The sequence below is a fragment of the Microbacterium sp. 1262 genome (assembly GCF_040544895.1).
GTDB lineage: Bacteria > Actinomycetota > Actinomycetes > Actinomycetales > Microbacteriaceae > Microbacterium > Microbacterium plantarum.
In genome coordinates, this window is sequence record NZ_JBEPKU010000001.1 from 1,648,290 (window position 1) to 1,664,946 (window position 16,657).

The 16,657-nt window shown below is 69.0% G+C and carries 16 protein-coding genes; 5 read left to right on the top strand and 11 right to left on the bottom strand.

Translation table 11 applies throughout. The features are described 5' to 3' along the window. The first annotated feature begins 259 nt into the window (after positions 1-259). On the top strand, positions 260-2,716 hold the full coding sequence (locus tag ABIC53_RS07900; RefSeq protein WP_354450994.1) for a LuxR C-terminal-related transcriptional regulator: 2,457 nt from the start codon (positions 260-262) through the stop codon (positions 2,714-2,716). Between the two features lie 58 nt (positions 2,717-2,774). On the opposite strand, the gene ABIC53_RS07905 is transcribed toward ABIC53_RS07900, so the two are convergent. The 10 genes from ABIC53_RS07905 to ABIC53_RS07950 form a co-directional block, all read right to left on the bottom strand. After that, positions 2,775-3,272 carry a regulatory protein RecX gene (locus tag ABIC53_RS07905; RefSeq protein ID WP_354450996.1) on the bottom strand — a complete coding sequence of 166 codons (498 nt, stop codon included), beginning with the start codon at positions 3,270-3,272 and terminating at the stop codon, positions 2,775-2,777. Between the two features lie 215 nt (positions 3,273-3,487). Then, positions 3,488-4,540: a recombinase RecA gene (gene recA, locus ABIC53_RS07910; protein WP_274177548.1), complete on the bottom strand. Its 1,053-nt coding sequence runs from the start codon at positions 4,538-4,540 to the stop codon at positions 3,488-3,490. Between the two features lie 279 nt (positions 4,541-4,819). Next, on the bottom strand, positions 4,820-5,044 hold the full coding sequence (locus tag ABIC53_RS07915; RefSeq protein WP_112613755.1) for a DUF3046 domain-containing protein: 225 nt from the start codon (positions 5,042-5,044) through the stop codon (positions 4,820-4,822). 15 nt (positions 5,045-5,059) lie between these two features. Next, a complete protein-coding gene (locus ABIC53_RS07920) occupies positions 5,060-5,380 on the bottom strand; it encodes a helix-turn-helix domain-containing protein (protein WP_112613753.1) in 321 nt (106 codons plus the stop codon). A 157-nt stretch (positions 5,381-5,537) separates the two neighbouring features. Further along, positions 5,538-6,083, bottom strand: a complete 546-nt coding sequence (locus tag ABIC53_RS07925; protein WP_354450999.1) for a CinA family protein — start codon at positions 6,081-6,083, stop codon at positions 5,538-5,540. Beyond that, the gene (gene pgsA / locus ABIC53_RS07930) at positions 6,080-6,652 is read right to left on the bottom strand and encodes a CDP-diacylglycerol--glycerol-3-phosphate 3-phosphatidyltransferase (RefSeq protein WP_112613749.1); all 573 of its coding nucleotides are present in this window, start codon (positions 6,650-6,652) and stop codon (positions 6,080-6,082) included. The genes ABIC53_RS07925 and pgsA overlap by 4 nt, the downstream gene beginning before the upstream one ends. 17 nt (positions 6,653-6,669) lie before the next feature. Beyond that, the gene (locus tag ABIC53_RS07935; protein WP_354451001.1) at positions 6,670-9,393 is read right to left on the bottom strand and encodes an FtsK/SpoIIIE family DNA translocase; all 2,724 of its coding nucleotides are present in this window, start codon (positions 9,391-9,393) and stop codon (positions 6,670-6,672) included. 48 nt (positions 9,394-9,441) lie between these two features. After that, positions 9,442-11,118 (bottom strand): ribonuclease J, encoded by a 1,677-nt coding sequence (locus ABIC53_RS07940; RefSeq protein WP_269266686.1) that lies wholly within the window; start codon positions 11,116-11,118, stop codon positions 9,442-9,444. Between the two features lie 52 nt (positions 11,119-11,170). Continuing rightward, complete coding sequence (gene dapA, locus ABIC53_RS07945; RefSeq protein WP_112613743.1) at positions 11,171-12,148, bottom strand: 4-hydroxy-tetrahydrodipicolinate synthase; 978 nt, start codon at positions 12,146-12,148, stop codon at positions 11,171-11,173. A 157-nt stretch (positions 12,149-12,305) separates the two neighbouring features. Continuing rightward, positions 12,306-13,148 carry a type IV toxin-antitoxin system AbiEi family antitoxin domain-containing protein gene (locus ABIC53_RS07950; protein ID WP_354451004.1) on the bottom strand — a complete coding sequence of 281 codons (843 nt, stop codon included), beginning with the start codon at positions 13,146-13,148 and terminating at the stop codon, positions 12,306-12,308. Between the two features lie 223 nt (positions 13,149-13,371). On the opposite strand from ABIC53_RS07950, the gene ABIC53_RS07955 reads away from it, so the two are divergent. Beyond that, positions 13,372-13,911: an NUDIX domain-containing protein gene (locus ABIC53_RS07955; protein WP_354451006.1), complete on the top strand. Its 540-nt coding sequence runs from the start codon at positions 13,372-13,374 to the stop codon at positions 13,909-13,911. A gap of 30 nt (positions 13,912-13,941) precedes the next feature. On the opposite strand, the gene thyX is transcribed toward ABIC53_RS07955, so the two are convergent. Further along, the gene (gene thyX / locus ABIC53_RS07960; RefSeq protein ID WP_354451008.1) at positions 13,942-14,694 is read right to left on the bottom strand and encodes an FAD-dependent thymidylate synthase; all 753 of its coding nucleotides are present in this window, start codon (positions 14,692-14,694) and stop codon (positions 13,942-13,944) included. 74 nt (positions 14,695-14,768) lie between these two features. On the opposite strand from thyX, the gene ABIC53_RS07965 reads away from it, so the two are divergent. The 3 genes from ABIC53_RS07965 (at position 14,769) to ABIC53_RS07975 (ending at position 16,657) form a co-directional block, all read left to right on the top strand. After that, positions 14,769-15,203: a TlpA family protein disulfide reductase gene (locus ABIC53_RS07965; RefSeq protein ID WP_181574138.1), complete on the top strand. Its 435-nt coding sequence runs from the start codon at positions 14,769-14,771 to the stop codon at positions 15,201-15,203. Positions 15,204-15,324: 121 nt separating this feature from the next. After that, complete coding sequence (locus tag ABIC53_RS07970; protein ID WP_023951786.1) at positions 15,325-15,750, top strand: OsmC family peroxiredoxin; 426 nt, start codon at positions 15,325-15,327, stop codon at positions 15,748-15,750. Continuing rightward, positions 15,743-16,657, top strand: coding sequence for a TIGR01777 family oxidoreductase (locus ABIC53_RS07975; RefSeq protein ID WP_114587983.1), 915 nt, complete (start codon positions 15,743-15,745; stop codon positions 16,655-16,657). The genes ABIC53_RS07970 and ABIC53_RS07975 overlap by 8 nt, the downstream gene beginning before the upstream one ends.

The window sequence follows — 16,657 nt, forward strand, 5'->3', positions numbered from 1 at the left end:
CGAGAGCGAACTCAGAGCCAGCTCAGTAGTGGCTCCGCGCTTGCTCATTGGCTCTGCTCTCGCGGGCTGGCTAGGTTGAGCAGAGACAGCGTGAAACCGGGGGGAGCATCGCAGGACCATGATGGACGATCGATTCGGATGGCCCACGTCTAGAAGGACGGGCAGAACGGCCTCCTCCACAGCGGAGCGCGACGTCCTCATCGGGGCGAGCAGAGATGCGCGCGCCTTGACGGACGCTTTGAGTCGAGGCGCATCGACCGTGCTGGTCGGTCCTCTCGGGTCGGGCAAGACCTTCCTCATGCAGCACGTCGCCGAGGCGCTCGCCGCCCGGTCGGTGTCGCCCGTGATCCTCCGAGGAGCAACGGCACTCGCAGACGTCGAGTACGGGGTCGTGAACGCGTCATCCGACCCCCGGGCGTCCGAGCTGAGGGAGGGCACGCTCGAGCGCCGCATCGTGCTCATGGTCGACGACGCGCAGCACCTCGACTCCGCGTCGGCCGAGGCCGTCGCTCGTGCGGTCCATCGCGGGCAGGCGGCGGTGCTGGTGGCGCTCTCCGAGCCGCGCATCCCCTCTCGCGAGCTCGACACGGCGGGTCATCGTCTTGCCGATCTGTGGCTCGATGGGACGGCCGAGCGGCTGGACCTCGGCGGCTTCACCGCGGAGGAAGGATCGCGCCTGTTCGCCGAATTCACGTCGAACCAGCCTTTCGACGGTGTGACCCGCGCGGCGATCATCTGGCAGGCCGACGGTTCTCGCCTGTTGCTTCGAGCCCTCGCCGATCACGCTGTTGACGCCGTATCCCGCGGCGAAGATCCGATACGCGCGATCGACGACGCCCCGCCCAGCAGCAAGCTCGCCGCAGCTCTGAGCGCACACATCCGCGGCGTCGACGACGCCACCCTCCAGGCACTCGTCCTGGTCGGCCACGCGCCAGGCATCGCCTTAGGCGACGCGGCGAGATTCGTCCCGACCGCCGTCCTCCATCATTTGCGAAGCGCAGGCATAGTGCAGGACGACCGCAGCCTGGCACACCGCCTGACCGCCAATCGCGCGGTCGCGCGCGCGGCCGCGCGCGCAATCGGTGCCAGCCGAGCCGAGGCACTCGTCCGCGAGGCGACGGACCGCATGATCGAGGATGGCGGCCAATGGTGGAATGGACCGCTGGCGCGGCTGGTCGCCGAGCGGTGGATACGCGGGTCGGGCAGTCCCGCCCGCCTCGCCAACGTGTCCGCCGACCTGATCGTGCGTGTACTCGCCGACGCCGCACGCCTCGCCAACGACGAGGGTGACGCCGGGTCGGCTGCGGCATACGCCGCCTGGGCGGGCGAGCACGCCTCCACACCGGTCCTCGCGCTTGAGGAGAATCTCGCTCACGTCGTGCTGGGGGCGAAGCGCACCAGTCGCCTCAGCCTGCACGCGCTCCCCTCCCATGGCCAACGGAGGACGCTCACCGCAGCGGTGGCGCTCGCGCTGCAATTCGACAGCTCGCCTCGCCCGCAAACCGACGCTGGCGTGGCGGCAGAGGTCACGGTCGACAACGCCCTCGCCGATGCACGCAACGCCATCAGCAGAATGGAGATCGGACGAGCCGACAGCGTTCTCCGCTCCGTGCGTGCGCACCCGGATCTCGACCACGCCGACCGAATAGACACGGAGCTGCTGGCCGCGACCGTATCGGCGTACCTGGGCCGCGAACAGGATATGCGACGTGATCTACGGTCGGTCGATTGGCTGCTGCGCAGCGGGGGGCGCCGCGGCTCGGCCGCAGAACTGCTCGCTGCTCGCTGCCGGGACCTCGCTGCGCGAACGACGGCAGGGGTCGACGACACCGACGTGCTCGCGCAGCTGGACGCAGAGCGTCGACTCGCAGTGCACACCGGTGACATGAGTCTCGCGCTGGCAGGCGTCGCTTCCGTACTCACGCTCCTCCGGCGAGGGCACGTGCTGGAGGCGCGCATCGAGCTTCTCGCGGCTCTTCGGCGCAGCCCGATCAACGGGGGCGAGGGGCAAGGCCTCATCGTCCTCGAGACCGCGCTCGGACTCGCCCTGTACGGGCATGTCAGCGAGGCCCGACACCTCATGGACACAGTGGCACCGCTCGAAACGCCGACACCATTGTTCGAGCATATGGAGCACGCGACGCAGGCCACGATCGAGCTCGCCGAGGGACGATGGGATCACGCTCGGCGGTCCGCCGCCCAAGCGTGGGTCATCAGCAGCCGCACCGATGCCGTCATGCTTCAGACCCGGACGCTGCACCGTCTCATCGTGGTGGGGCATCCGGACGTCCGTACGGCGCTGCGCGATCTGCGCGCACTCGTCGCGGGCATTCCGTCGGATGCAGCACGGATGATCCTGGCGAGCGCCGAGCAGGCTGCTCGGAGCAACGAGATGACGGTCCCGGCGGCGCTCCTTCACCTGCGACTCGACCTGTGCCCGCCGCAGCTCCTCCCCGACCTCGCCACGCACGGATTTCCCGAATCCGCGGTATCACAGAACACGCTCACCCCACGCGAGCTCGAGATCGCAGGGCTCGTGCGCCGGGGCTTTTCGAACCGCCAGATCGCGAACGCCCTCTTCCTGTCGGTGCGGACGGTCGAGTCCCACATCTATCAAGCGCGCTCCAAGATCGGAGCTCGAAGTCGCCAAGATCTCGGTGCCCTCATCGCTCCAGACAACCGGGACCACCAGAACTCCCGCCGAACGTGGGCGTGACCCGCGGAATGCACGATCCTCTCGCTTCCGGCGAGCCGGAGCCAGCTTCGTGTCGCCCTCAGGCCAGGTCCGCCAGCGCCTGACGGGCGGCATCAAGCGCCACCGTCCCCCGGAAACCACGCCGTGCCAGCTGTCCGTGCAACCGCCGAAGTGCGACGTCGTGATCGAGCCCCGACATCCCGCGCGCGCGCTGCCGAGCGAACTCGAGCGCGCGCTCGGCTTCGTCGTCGGGCAGCGACGCCATGGCGATGTCGATGACCTCGCGGTCGAGGCCGCGACGAGACAGTGTCTGCGCGATCGCGGTGGCGCCTTGCGCCTTGCGCCCGAGCGCCCCGTCGAGCAGTTGCTCCGCCAGCCGGCTGTCGTCGAGATAGCCGTTGTCGAGGAAAGCGGCGATGACGGCATCGGCGTCAGCTTCGGCGAGTTCCGCCTCGCGCAGGACGTCGCGAGCCTCGCGCACGGACAGCGACCTGCCGCGCAGGCGTTTGAGCAGCGTGCGCTCGGCACGCGCGCGCACGGCGGCATCGTCGGTGGGGGCTTCGTCAGCGGACCTCACGGCTGCCGGCTCGTCGGGAGTCGTTCGAACCGCGGCCGACGGACGGGAGGCAGCTGTTCGCGGTTCGGTGGTCCAAGTGGTGTGCCACTTCTGGCCGTCTTCCGCGACGCGTCCGCTTCGCGGGCGAGGCTCCGACGGGGCGGCATCCGCTTGCCCGAAGAGCGGGATGACGGGGGCGAGGCGCTCGGCCTCGCCCCCGTCGTGATCCGTAGCGCTCACGCCGGGCGGCGCGCCGCGAGGTCGTCGCCCTGGACCGGAGCAGGGGCAGCGGGCTGACCGATATCGAGCTTCTGCTTGATCTTGTTCTCGATGTCGGCGGCGATGTCGGCGTTCTTGATCAGGAAGTTGCGGGCGTTCTCCTTGCCCTGACCGAGCTGCTCACCGTCGTACGTGTACCAGGCGCCCGACTTCTTGACGATGCCGTGCTCGACACCGAAGTCGATCAGGCTGCCCTCGCGAGAGATCCCGACGCCGTAGAGGATGTCGAACTCGGCCTGCTTGAACGGCGGCGCCATCTTGTTCTTGACGACCTTGACGCGCGTGCGGTTGCCGACCGCTTCGGTACCGTCCTTCAGCGTCTCGATACGGCGGATGTCGAGGCGAACCGACGCGTAGAACTTCAACGCCTTACCGCCGGCGGTCGTCTCGGGCGAGCCGAAGAAGACACCGATCTTCTCGCGCAGCTGGTTGATGAAGATGGCCGTCGTCTTGGTCTGGTTCAGGCCACCGGTCAGCTTGCGGAGCGCCTGCGACATGAGGCGTGCCTGCAGACCGACGTGAGAGTCGCCCATCTCGCCCTTGATCTCGGCCTCGGGAACGAGCGCAGCGACGGAGTCGATGACGACGAGGTCGATCGCCCCGGAGCGGATCAGCATGTCGGCGATCTCGAGCGCCTGTTCACCTGTGTCGGGCTGCGAGACCAGCAACGCGTCGATGTCGACGCCCAGCTTCTGAGCGTAAGACGGGTCGAGCGCGTGCTCGGCGTCGATGAACGCGGCAATACCGCCCGCACGCTGCGCGTTGGCGATGGCGTGCAGGGTCAGCGTCGTCTTACCCGATGACTCGGGTCCGTAGATCTCGATGATGCGGCCACGCGGGAGACCTCCGATGCCGAGAGCGACGTCGAGGGCGATCGACCCCGTCGGCACGACCTCGACGGGCGCGCGCTCGTCGGAGCCGAGGCGCATGACCGATCCCTTTCCGAACTGACGGTCGATCTGGGCGAGGGCCGATTCGAGGGCCTTCTCGCGGTCAGCGGGTGATGGCATGGCGTGCTCCTTATGCTCGCGTTTCCGACGCCTGTAGGCTGTCGCGCTCCCGGCTCGGTGCCGGGATGCTGCGACAAGGCATGGTGTGTCTCTCGACGCTGTCCACGGTACGGAGGGCCTCCGACATTCGTCGGCTACCGGGCCGTATCCGGGGATCCTCGACGGGATGAACCACCTGTGCAGGACATTACGCCCGTTTCGAACGAATATTCGACGACACGCCGCAACATCCGGTTCAGCATCGAACACGCACGGCGTCGGCGACCGCACGTGGGACCGTCAGCGTTCCCGCGGATCCAGCCGCCCGACCCCGTAACGTCGGGGCTCGGGTACGTCGGCCTCGACGCACAACGCGAGCCATACGGCGCGAGGCGGCTCGCCGTCGGCCAATGCCTGGCGCGCGGTGCGGTCGCCCAGCGGCCCCAGCGCGAGATCGTCGATCAGAGCAGGACCGCGGCCGGCGAACTCCGCCTCGACGGCGCGATCGAATTCACTGCGACGCATCGGACCGCGCGAAGCTCAGTGCAGCGAGAGCTCGGGTGCGATGAGGTCGTTGTCGAGACCCGCGATGTCGTCGGGCACGACATCCGAGAGCACCGGCAGCCCCTCCAGCACGGAGATGCGGTCGCCGACTTCGCGCATGATGCTCGAGATCGGCACGTCGAGGGCTTCGGCCACCGCGGCGAGGATCTCGCTCGATGCTTCCTTCTGACCGCGCTCGACCTCGCTCAGATAGCCGAGCGCGACGCTGGCGCGGCTGGCCACCTGCCGGAGCGTGCGACCCTTCTGCAGGCGGAGGTCACGCAGAACATCGCCGATCTCCTGTCGAACCAAGATCATCTCGGACCCCCTCCTTCGTCGTGGTGCTGGCTTGTCCCGGGTGGACAACGGTATCTCATCAGCACGCCACCCTAGCCCGCACCTGCTGTGGGTCGGATGAGAGTTGACATGCGCTGCTCACGATGACAAGAACCGCGATCGCCGCTCGTCTATTCCGTCACAGCGCGTCGAGCGCCAACCGGATCGCCCGGGCGGCGGCCTCCGCGCGGATCTGCGCACGGTCGCCCCCGAGGTGCAGGCTCTCGACCCGCACACCGAGCGCCGTCGCCACCGCGATGTGCACCGTTCCGACGGGCTGTCCATCAGGTGAGCCCGGTCCCGCAATACCGGTCGTGGCGATGCCGACATCCGCCACTGCATCGCCGGGCCCGAGCGCGGCGCGCGCACCCTCGGCCATCTGACGCGCGACCCGCGGGTGCACCGCCCCATGCGCCTCGAGCAGTGCGCCATCGACGTGGAGCAACCGCTGCTTCAGCTCGGTCGCATAGGCGACGACTCCGCCGCGCACCACCGACGACGCTCCCGAGACCGCGACGAGCTCGGCGACCACGAGTCCGCCTGTCAGCGACTCGGCCACGGCGAGCGTCCACCCCAGCTCGCCGAGTCGCTCGATGAGGCGCTCAGCGTCGGTGCGCCGACCCGGCGAGACGAGTGTCGCCTCGACATCATCCGGGAGGTCGTGGACATGCTCGCGCGCCGTCACGATCCCACTCCGCTCCGTCGCGCGCCGCGGACGGCGGTGATGACGTAATCGATGCCGCTCGCGACGGTCAGCAGCACGGCGATCCACATCGCGATGCCGTTGACCACGTGGATCCAGTCGCCGACGATCGTCCACAGCGGCAGGAGGGCCAGTGACAGTGCGATCGCCTGTGCGACGGTCTTGAGCTTGCCCATCCATGCCGCGGCGACGACGTGATCGCCCGCGACGATGAGCCGATGCACGGTGATGCCCAGCTCGCGCACGAGCACGACGATGGTGACCGCCCAGGGAAGCTCGCCGAGCATCGAGAGCCCGACGAAGGCCAGGCCGGTCAGAACCTTATCGGCGATCGGATCGAGCAGCTTTCCGAGATCCGTGACGATGCGGTACTTGCGGGCGAGGTACCCATCGATGCCGTCCGTCGCGATCGCGACGATGAAGAGCACGCCGGCCCACCAGCGCAAAGCGCCGTCCGCTCCCCCGTCGACCAGCAGCAGCCAGAGGAAGACGGGGGCGCACAGGATGCGCGCGATCGTGATCGCGTTGGGCAGTTGCCGAGGGATCGCCACGGAGCCGAGCCTATCCGTCAGTCGCGTCCGGTGAGGCCCCAGGCGTCTTCGGAGGCGTCGTCACCGTCGACAACCTTCAGCCCCTCGAACTGCGCTTCGACGGGGTCGACGGCGCCGCCGGCGGGAGCGGCAGCCGCGGGAGCCGGCGGGTCCTCTCCCCGCAGCCGTGCCAGGACGGCCGGCAGCTGGTCGGGGGTGACGAGGACGTCACGCGCCTTCGAACCCTCCGAGGGCCCGACGATCTCGCGAGATTCGAGGAGGTCCATGAGGCGTCCGGCCTTGGCGAACCCGACGCGCAGCTTGCGCTGCAGCATCGACGTCGACCCGAACTGGGTCGACACGATCTGCTCGGCGGCGGCGAGCAGCAGCTCGAGGTCGTCACCGATGTCGGCGTCGATCTCCTTCTTCTCGGCGACCGCGGCCACGTCGGAGCGGTACTCCGGCTGGGCCTGGCCCTTCACGTGTGCGACGACCTTCTCGATCTCCGACTCCGCCACCCACGCGCCCTGCACACGGATGGCCTTCGACGTGCCCATCGGCAGGAAGAGGGCGTCGCCCTGACCGATGAGCCGGTCGGCGCCGGGCTGGTCGAGGATGACGCGGGAGTCCGTGACGCTCGTGACGGCGAACGCGAGCCGTGACGGCACGTTGGCCTTGATGAGGCCCGTCACGACGTCGACCGACGGTCGCTGGGTCGCGAGCACGAGGTGGATGCCGCTGGCGCGTGCGAGCTGGGTGATGCGGACGATCGAGTCCTCGACGTCGCGCGGAGCGACCATCATGAGGTCGGCGAGCTCGTCGACGACGACCAGGAGGTAGGGGTACGGCTTGAGCACGCGCTCGCTGCCCGCCGGGAGCTGGATCTCACCGGCCACGACGGCCTTGTTGAAGTCGTCGATGTGACGGAAGCCGAAAGACGCGAGATCGTCGTACCGCATGTCCATCTCTTTCACGACCCACTGCAGCGCCTCGGCCGCCTTCTTCGGGTTCGTGATGATGGGGGTGATCAGGTGCGGCACGCCGGCGTAGCTCGTGAGCTCGACGCGCTTGGGGTCGATGAGGACCATCCGGACGTCGGTGGGCTTCGCCCGCATCAGCAGGCTCGTGATCATCGAGTTCACGAAGCTCGACTTACCCGATCCGGTCGAACCGGCGACGAGCAGGTGAGGCATCTTCGCGAGGTTCGCGACGACGAATCCGCCGCCGACATCCTTGCCGACGCCGATCGTCATCGGGTGGGTCGACGAGGTCGCGGCGTTCGAGCGCAGCACGTCTCCGAGCGTGACGATCTCGCGGTCGGTGTTGGGGATCTCGACGCCGATCGCGCTCTTCCCGGGGATGGGCGCGAGGATGCGAACCTCGTTCGAGGCGACGGCGTAGGCGATGTTGTTCGTCAGGGCCGTGATCTTCTCGACCTTGGTGCCGGGCCCGACCTCGATCTCGTACTGCGTGACTGTCGGCCCACGCGAGAACCCGGTGACCTTGGCGTCGATCGAGAACTGCTCGAAGACACCGGTGATGGCCCGCACGATCGCGTCGTTCGCCTCGGACCGCGTCTTGGCGGGGGTGCCGGCGCCGAGTGCCGCGACGGCGGGCAGGCGGTACGGCGTCGCCGGGGGCTGACCGTGGAAGTCGCCGCCGAGGCCGGTGAGCCCGGGCAGCTCTTCGATCTCACCGGTGTCGTGGTCATCGCGCACGGCGGTGTCGGCCGGCCGGCCGGAACGGGCGGCCGTGGCCGCCCGCTCGATGACGGAGGGGTCGATGATCTCGGTCGGCGCGTCGGGAAGCGGGGGCGGCGTGGCGACGGCCTGCTCGAATCCGCCGGCGACAGAACCGGCGACGGAGGGGCCGAGAAGCTCGGTGAGGTCCTGCGACGCACTGCCGTCGTCGGGATCCTCCTCGCGGCCGCTCTTGTTGCGACGCCACCACGGCAGCGCGTCTTCGTCCTCGTCGTCGTCCACTTCCGCGGGCGTCGCCTTCTTGCCCTTCTTCGGCGAGAAGGCGACGGTCGGAGCGTCGCCATCGGGGTCGGCGGCCGGACGCTCGGCGCCGAACATCCAGGCGTACAGGTCGCCGAGGCGGCTGCCGATACGGTTCGGCGGCGTCTTGGTGAGGATGAGGATGCTGAGGACCGTGACGAGACCCAGGACGGCCGCAGCCCCGTAGACGGTGAGAATGGTCAGCGGCTCCCCCACGGCCCATCCGAACAACCCGCCCGACGCGCTCAGCTCGAGCGCACCGGCCTTGGGCTCGGGGCGCGTGCCGAAGACATGGCAGAACCCCGCCACAGAGAGGATGAACAGGCCGAAGCCGATGCCGATACGCCCGTTGTCGTTGACCGACGCGGGATGCCGGAACAGCCAGCCCGCGAGGAAGAGCAGCAGCACCGGCATGATGAACGCCTCACGACCGATGAGGAAGCCCACCGTGTAGGCGCTCACGAGCGTGCCGGCCTCGGTTCCGATCATGAACCATTCGACCGCCGCGCCCGCGATCGCGAGCAGCACGAGGAGGAAGGGCAGCCCGTCGCGACGCTGGTCCTTCTCGAGCGTCTCGGGTCCGAATGCACGGAACATTCCGCCCGTGGCGTGGGCGAGCCCCATCCAGGCGCGCGCGATCACCGGAGGCCGGTCGGCCTCGTCGACGTATCGCTTGGGTGTCGGTTCGCTCTTGCGGGCGCGCGAGGTCGAGGTCTTCGCCGGTGCGCGGCGTCCGGAGGGCGCGTTCGTGCTCCTGGCCATTCCTCCACGGTACGCGGGTGTTCCCCCATTACCGCGGAACGACGCGGGTCAGGCCTCGATGACGACCGGGACGATCATCGGGCGACGTCGGAGCGACTGATTCACCCAGCGGCCGATCGTGCGGCGGACGACCTGTGAGAGCGCGTGGTTGTCTCGCGTCCCCGATTGCACGGCCTCCGCGAGCGCAGCCGCGATCTTCGGCTTGACGCCCTCGAACACCGCGTCGTCCTCGGCGACACCACGCGCGTGGATGTCCGGGCCGCTCACGACTCGTCCCGTCTTGCCGTCCACGACGACGATGACCGAGATGAAGCCTTCCTCGCCCAAAATCCGACGGTCCTTGAGATCGGCGTCGGTGATCTCGCCCACGGTCGAGCCGTCGACGTACACGAAGCCGATGTCGAGCTGGCCGACGACCTCCGCGACGCCGTCCTTGAGGTCGACGACGGTACCGTTCTCGGCCAGGATCGTGCGATCCTCCGGAACGCCGGTGTCCTGCGCGAGTTTCGCGTTCGCCATCAGGTGACGGTACTCCCCGTGCACCGGGAGCACGTTGCGCGGCTTGAGGATGTTGTAGCAGTACAGCAGCTCGCCCGCGGCGGCGTGTCCCGACACGTGCACCTTGGCGTTGCCCTTGTGCACGACGTTCGCGCCGAGCTTGGTCAGCCCGTCGATGACGCGGTAGATCGCGTTCTCGTTGCCCGGGATCTGGCTCGACGCCAGGATGACGGTGTCTCCCGGCCCGGGCTCGATCGCGTGCTCGAGGTTGGCCATGCGCGAGAGCACGGCCATCGGCTCGCCCTGGGAGCCCGTCGACATGTAGACGATGCGATCGTCGGGCAGGTCCTTGGCCTTCTTGTAGTCGATGAGCACGCCGTCGGGGACGTTGAGGTACCCCAGGTTCTCGGCGATGGTCATGTTGCGGACCATGCTGCGGCCGAGGAAGGCGACGCGGCGACCGTTCGCGGCCGCGGCATCCACGACCTGCTGCACGCGGTGCACGTGGCTCGAGAAGCTCGCGACGATGACACGGCGCGGCGACTTGCTGATGACCTGGTCGAGAACGGGACCGATGCCGCGCTCGGTCGGCGTGAAGCCGGGGACGTCCGCGTTGGTGGAGTCGACGAGGAACAGGTCGACGCCCTCCTCGCCCAGTCGCGCGAAGGCACGCAGGTCGGTGATGCGGCCGTCGAGCGGGAGCTGATCCATCTTGAAGTCACCCGTCGCGAGGACGAGCCCCGCGGGGGTACGGACGGCGACCGCGAGCGCGTCGGGGATCGAGTGGTTGACCGCGATGAACTCGAGGTCGAACGGACCGACCTGCTCCTCCTGCCCCTCGGTGACCGTCAGGGTGTAGGGGCGGATGCGGTGCTCCTTGAGCTTCGCCTCGATGAGGGCGAGCGTGAGTCCCGAGCCGATGAGGGGGATGTCACCCTTGAGCTTGAGCAGGTAGGGAACCGCCCCGATGTGGTCCTCGTGGCCGTGGGTCAGGACGACACCGACGATGTCGTCGAGGCGATGCTTGATCGGCTCGAAGTCGGGCAGGATCAGGTCGACGCCCGGCTGGTGCTCCTCGGGGAAGAGCACGCCGCAGTCGACGACGAGGAGCTTGCCCTCGTACTCGAAGACGGTCATGTTCCGGCCGACCTCGCCGAGGCCTCCGAGCGGGTACACCCGCAGCGTTCCGGGTTCGAGAGCGGGCGGGCTGAAGACGTTCGTGGGCATTGGCACGCTTCCTCGGGACGCCGACCTATGCGGCATCCTCATTTGTTTTCGTCTAGCGGGTCGTCCCGTGCACCTTGGGCAGGGCACCGCCGGCGGCGGCGTTACGGTCGGGACGGAAGTTGGAGAAGTCGGCGCCGGGGACGCCCGAGACGAGGGCGAGCTCGTCCTCGATGATGGCGGCCTCCCACTCTTCGGGGCCGACGAGGGGCAGCCGCACGCGTGGGCTCGAGATGCGGCCCAGGCCGTGCAGGATGTACTTCGCACTCACGGTGCCCGGGACGTGCGTCATGACGGCGCGCACGAGGGGCTCGAGGCTCTTGTGCGCCGCGGTCGCCGCGGCGAGGTCGCCCCGGTTCACCGCGTCGACGATCGTGCGGTACGGGGTCGCGGTGATGTTCGCCGTGACGCCGATGAGGCCGCTCGCGCCGATGGAGAGGTGCGGCAGCACGTTGGCGTCGTCACCGGAGAAGTACATGAGGTCGGTCTGGTTCAGCACGCGGCTGACCTCGCTGAAGTCGCCCTTCGCGTCCTTGACCGCCAGGATGTTGGGGTGCTTGGCGAGGCGCAGGATCGTCTCGTACTTGATCGGAACACCCGTGCGTCCGGGGATGTCGTAGAGGATGACCGGCAGGTCGGTCGCATCGGCGACGAGGCGGAAGTGCGTCAGGATGCCGGCCTGCGTGGGCTTGTTGTAGTACGGCGTGACGATCATGATGCCGTCGGCGCCGGCCTTCTCGCTGGCCTTGTACAGCTCGATCGCGTGCGCGGTCTCGTTCGAGCCACCGCCCGTGATGATCTTCGCGCGACCGGCGGAGACCGACTTGCCGACCTCGACGAGGCGGAGCTTCTCGGGGTCGGTGAGCGTGCTCGTCTCGCCCGTCGTACCGGTGACGACGATGCCGTCGGCGCCGGCGGTGATGACGTCGTCGATGTGCTTCTCGACGGCGGGCCAGTCGACCTCACCGTCGGCGGTCATGGGAGTGACCAGCGCGACGAGGACCTGTCCGAAGGGATTGCCCGAGTGCGTCATGGTCTCAGGGTATCGGTTCCGCCTTTGCATCGCGTATGACCGACGGGCTGACTCCTGGTCGCCGATACGTTCGCAGGACCGGAGGTGCTGGTGGCGGCATGGCAGCGCCGCGAGGCGACATCCGCCCCGCCGGTCCGACGGATGTATCGCGACTGCGTCAGCGGCGTCGGCGGATCGCGTCGAGACGCGCGAGGACGGCTCGCTCGACGCGGGGCCAGTCGAAGACGACGAGGGCATAGTCGAAGCGCAGAGTCTCGTAGCCGATCGCCGCCGCTTCGGCGTCGCGCACGAGATCCTTGTGCCGCAGCGACGTGCCCTCGTGGTTGAGACGGCCGTCCACCTCTATGATGAGGCACCCCGCGACGAGGAAGTCGACCCGCCCCACGCCCGGGATGAGCACCTGACTCTCGACGGAGATGCCCAGCCGCGAGAGGCGCAGCCGCAGGAGGGACTCGAGCCCGCTGTCGGCATCGGGACGAGCGAGATCGACGAGGTATCGGAAGCGGGCCGGGAGCGCCAGGCGCACCTCCGCCCGGTCTGCGCGCGTGAGCAGGCCGAGCCGCCACGCCGACTCGAACGCCACGAAGAACACCTCCGCACCGAGGCATGAGGCCGCCTGCACGAGCGCGTGGACGAGCGAGACGGCACCGAATGCCGCTGGGTCCCCGTCGTGATGCGTGACGCAGCGGCATCCCGGGTGCGCGTGCACCCGTCCTGCACGCCCGACCCGCACGTGCAGGCGTCCCTGCGGCTCGAGCACCCACACGCCGCGCCGTCGCAACGCCGAAGCGCAGCACACCTCGCCGCCGTGGGCAGCGGCTTCGAGGACAGCCGGCTCGGCATCCGGAACCGCGTAGACACCGTGCCGGACCCTGATGAGCGCGCCCCTCTCGACCGCCCGCGCCAGCTGCAAACGAGTGACGCCTCGCGAGGTCAACCAGCGCGACCGCACGCACCCGCCCATCGCACGGATTCTCGTGGCCAGTTCGTATCCGCTCATTCACCGACGTTCGCCGCGAACGCGATCTCGTCGCTCAGGACATCGGCCGTCTGTGGAGGGAGCGGACCCGCTGCGGACTGGGGAGGAGCGCCGAGCGACCTCGAGTCGGATACAACCGTCGGACTCGCGGTGCGGGATGCGCCTCAGGGGCCGGCCGACGCGACACCAGCCCCGCCGGTCCGACAGATGTATCGCGGGGCGCAGGGCGCTCTAGGGTAGCGGCATGGCGTGGACGACGCGAAGCACCCGCACGACGTACGAGAACCGGTGGATCTTCGTTCGCGAGGACGAGGTGACCGGGCCGGCGGGAGACGGGATCTACGGCGTCGTCGAGATGCGGCATCCGGCCGTTTTCGTCGTGGCCGTCGACGAGCAGGACCGAGTCTGCTTCGTGGAGGTCGACCGCTACACGACGGGCCGCTCGCTCGAGGTGCCGGCAGGCGGGACTGACGGCGAGGAACCGCTCGTGGCTGCGAAGCGCGAACTGCTCGAGGAGACGGGCCTCGTAGCCGCCTCGTGGGAGGCCATCGGCCGGATGAATGCGCTCAACGGCATCGCGGTCGCCCCGGAACACGTCTTTCTCGCGCGCGGCCTCGCCGAGGCGGAGGACGCGGCGTCATCCCAGCGGGAAGAAGGCATCGAGCGCGTCGTGTGGATCCCGTTCGCCGAGGCCGTGCGTCAGGTCGCCGAGGGACAGATCGACGACGGCGAGACGGTCGCGGCGCTCGCGTACGCGGGCATCAGCCTGGGCCGATTCGTCTGAGTCGGTCCCGCGACGTCGCCCTCCGAGCCGTCAGGGAGCGACGCGGCCGTTGGCGTTGAATGCCGCATGCGTGAGCGGCATGAGCTCGCGCCAGAAGGTCTCCATCTTCTCGGCGCACATCTCGATCTCGCGCTGCGGGAACGACGGGAAATGCGTTCCCTCGACCTTGGTCCGCAGCGACAGGAAGTTCATCAGCGAACGGGCGTTGACCGTCACGTACATCGACGAGTAGATGTTCAGCGGCAGCACGATGCGTGCGACCTCGCGGGCGACGCCGGCATCCAGCATCCGCCGGTAGGCCTCGTACGCCTGGATCGACGCCTGGCGCGTGCTCTCGTCGACGACGGCGAACTGCTCGTCGGTGCCGGGCAGGAACTCGTACGCGCCCGGCTTGCCGACCTGGTTGAGATTGCGCTCCCGGGCGGGGACGTAGAACACCGGGCGCAGCTCGCGGTAGCGGCCGGACTCCTCGTTGTACGAGGCCATGCGGTGCCGCATGAACTCGCGGAACACGAAGATGGGCGCCTGCACGTAGAAGGTCATCGAGTTGTGCTCGAAGGGCGAGCCGTGGCGGTCGCGCATGAGGTAGTTGATGAGGCCGCGGTCGCGACCGGATGCCTCGGTGCCGGCGGCGGCGGCATCCAGGGTCTGCTCCCCCTGCGTCGACACGCGAGCCGCGAACAGGACGTCCGAGTCGGCGGCACTCGGGCGGACGAGCTCGACCGTCACATCGCTGCGGAACTCGATCTCGGGGCTGGTCGGGGTCTTCTCGGCGTCGCTCACACTCTCAGATTACCCCCGGCGCCCGAGTGCTTCCGGCTCCCCACGAAGGTCTACTCTGGGCTGTTGTGGAACTCATGGCGGTGGCGGTCGTCCTGGCCTGTCTGTTAGCGGTAACAGGCGGGATCGGAGTCTTCCTGCGGTGGCGCGCCTCACGGCCCTATCCCATCCCGCGCTTCGATGTCGTCGACCCGCGTCGACTCGGCGCCGACCCCGATGCCCTCGGTCGAACGGCGACGCTCCTGCAGTTCAGCAGGGAGACCTGTCACCGGTGCCCCGCGGTGCATCGCACGCTCTCGGAGATGGCCCGGGAGACCGACGACGTCGTCCACCTCGACATCGACGTGACCGACCGCCCCGACATCGCGCGTCGATTCCAGATCGCGCAGACGCCCACCACGCTCGTCCTCGACGGACGGGGGGTCGTGCGGACCAGATTCGGCGGCGCACCGCGACGGGATGTCGTGCACCTCGAGATCCTGCGGTTGCGGGCCGACTCCGCCTCGGTCTGAGCCCGCCGACGGACCCTGTCAAGACGTTCCGACGGGCGGCCGACCGACTTAGGCTCGACGCGAGCGCACACCGCGCCGTCTCGATACGGCACCCGAGGTGCCATCTGCGAACAGGAGAGTCATGAGCGTCACGAGCGAAGCAACCACCAGCTGGAAGGGCAGCCTCACCGAGGGATCGGGACAGATCGCCCTCGAGAGCTCGAACCAGGGCCCGTTCGAGGTCAACTGGAAGGCGCGCAGCGAAGGCTCCAGCGCGGTGACCACCCCCGAGGAGCTGATCGCCGCCGCCCACTCCTCCTGCTTCTCGATGGCTCTCTCCCACGCTCTGGCCGAGAACGGCACGCCGCCCGAGTCCGTCGAGACGACGGCATCGGTCACCTTCATCCCGGGCACCGGCATCACCGGCTCGCACCTGAACGTCAACGCCGTCGTCCCGGGCCTGTCGGCCGAGGACTTCGACCGGCTGGCCCAGGAGGCCAAGAGCGGATGCCCCGTCTCCGCCGCCCTCGCGGGCATCGAGATCACCCTCGAGGCGACGCTTGGCTGATCAGGGCTCGGCGGGCCGTGTCGTCGTCGCGGGTGCGTCCGGTCTGATCGGACGCGCCCTCGTCGACGCGCTGCGCGGTGACGGGATCGAGGTCACGCGTCTCGTCCGCCGCTCCCCTGTCGCCGCCGACGAGGTTCAATGGTTCCCCGGAGAGCGCCCGCTCGACCCCGCGGTGCTCGACGGGGCCCGCGCCGTGGTGGGGCTCAACGGCGCGAGCATCGGCCGCTTCCCGTGGACCCGTTCGTACAAGCACGAGCTCGTGTGGTCGCGGCTGCTCCCGACCGAGACGCTCGCAACAGCCGTCCGCGCGCTCGGATCGGATGCGCCGGTGTTCTTGTCGTCATCGGCCGTCGGCTACTACCCGACCCGGCCCGGCGTCCGCATGACCGAGACCGCGCCGCGCGGCGACTCGTTCCTCGCCGATCTGTGCGGGGAGTGGGAGGCGGCTGCACTGACCGCTCGTGAGCACGCGCGCGTGGTCCTCCTGCGGACGGCGCCGGTCGTGCATCCCGAAGGCGTGCTGAAGCCGCTCATGCTGCTGACCCGAGCGGGTCTGTCGGGACCGATCGGTCGAGGCACGCAGGTATGGCCCTGGATCTCGCTCGTCGACGAGGTCGCAGCCATCCGTCACCTCATCGACGCCGACGTCGCCGGTCCGGTCAACCTCACCGGGCCGACGCGCGCGACGGCCAACGACCTGGGCTTCGCTCTGGCCATGAGGATGAACCGCCCATACCTGGTCCGCGCTCCCGAGTGGGGGCTCCGCCTCGTCCTCGGACGCGATGCGACCGAGGCGCTGCTGACCAACGACACCGACGTGGCTCCGGCGGTCCTGCAGAAGTCGGGCTTCGTCTTCACGCACGAGCGCGTGGAGGACGCCATCCGCGCCGTCGTCCCGCCGCGCTGA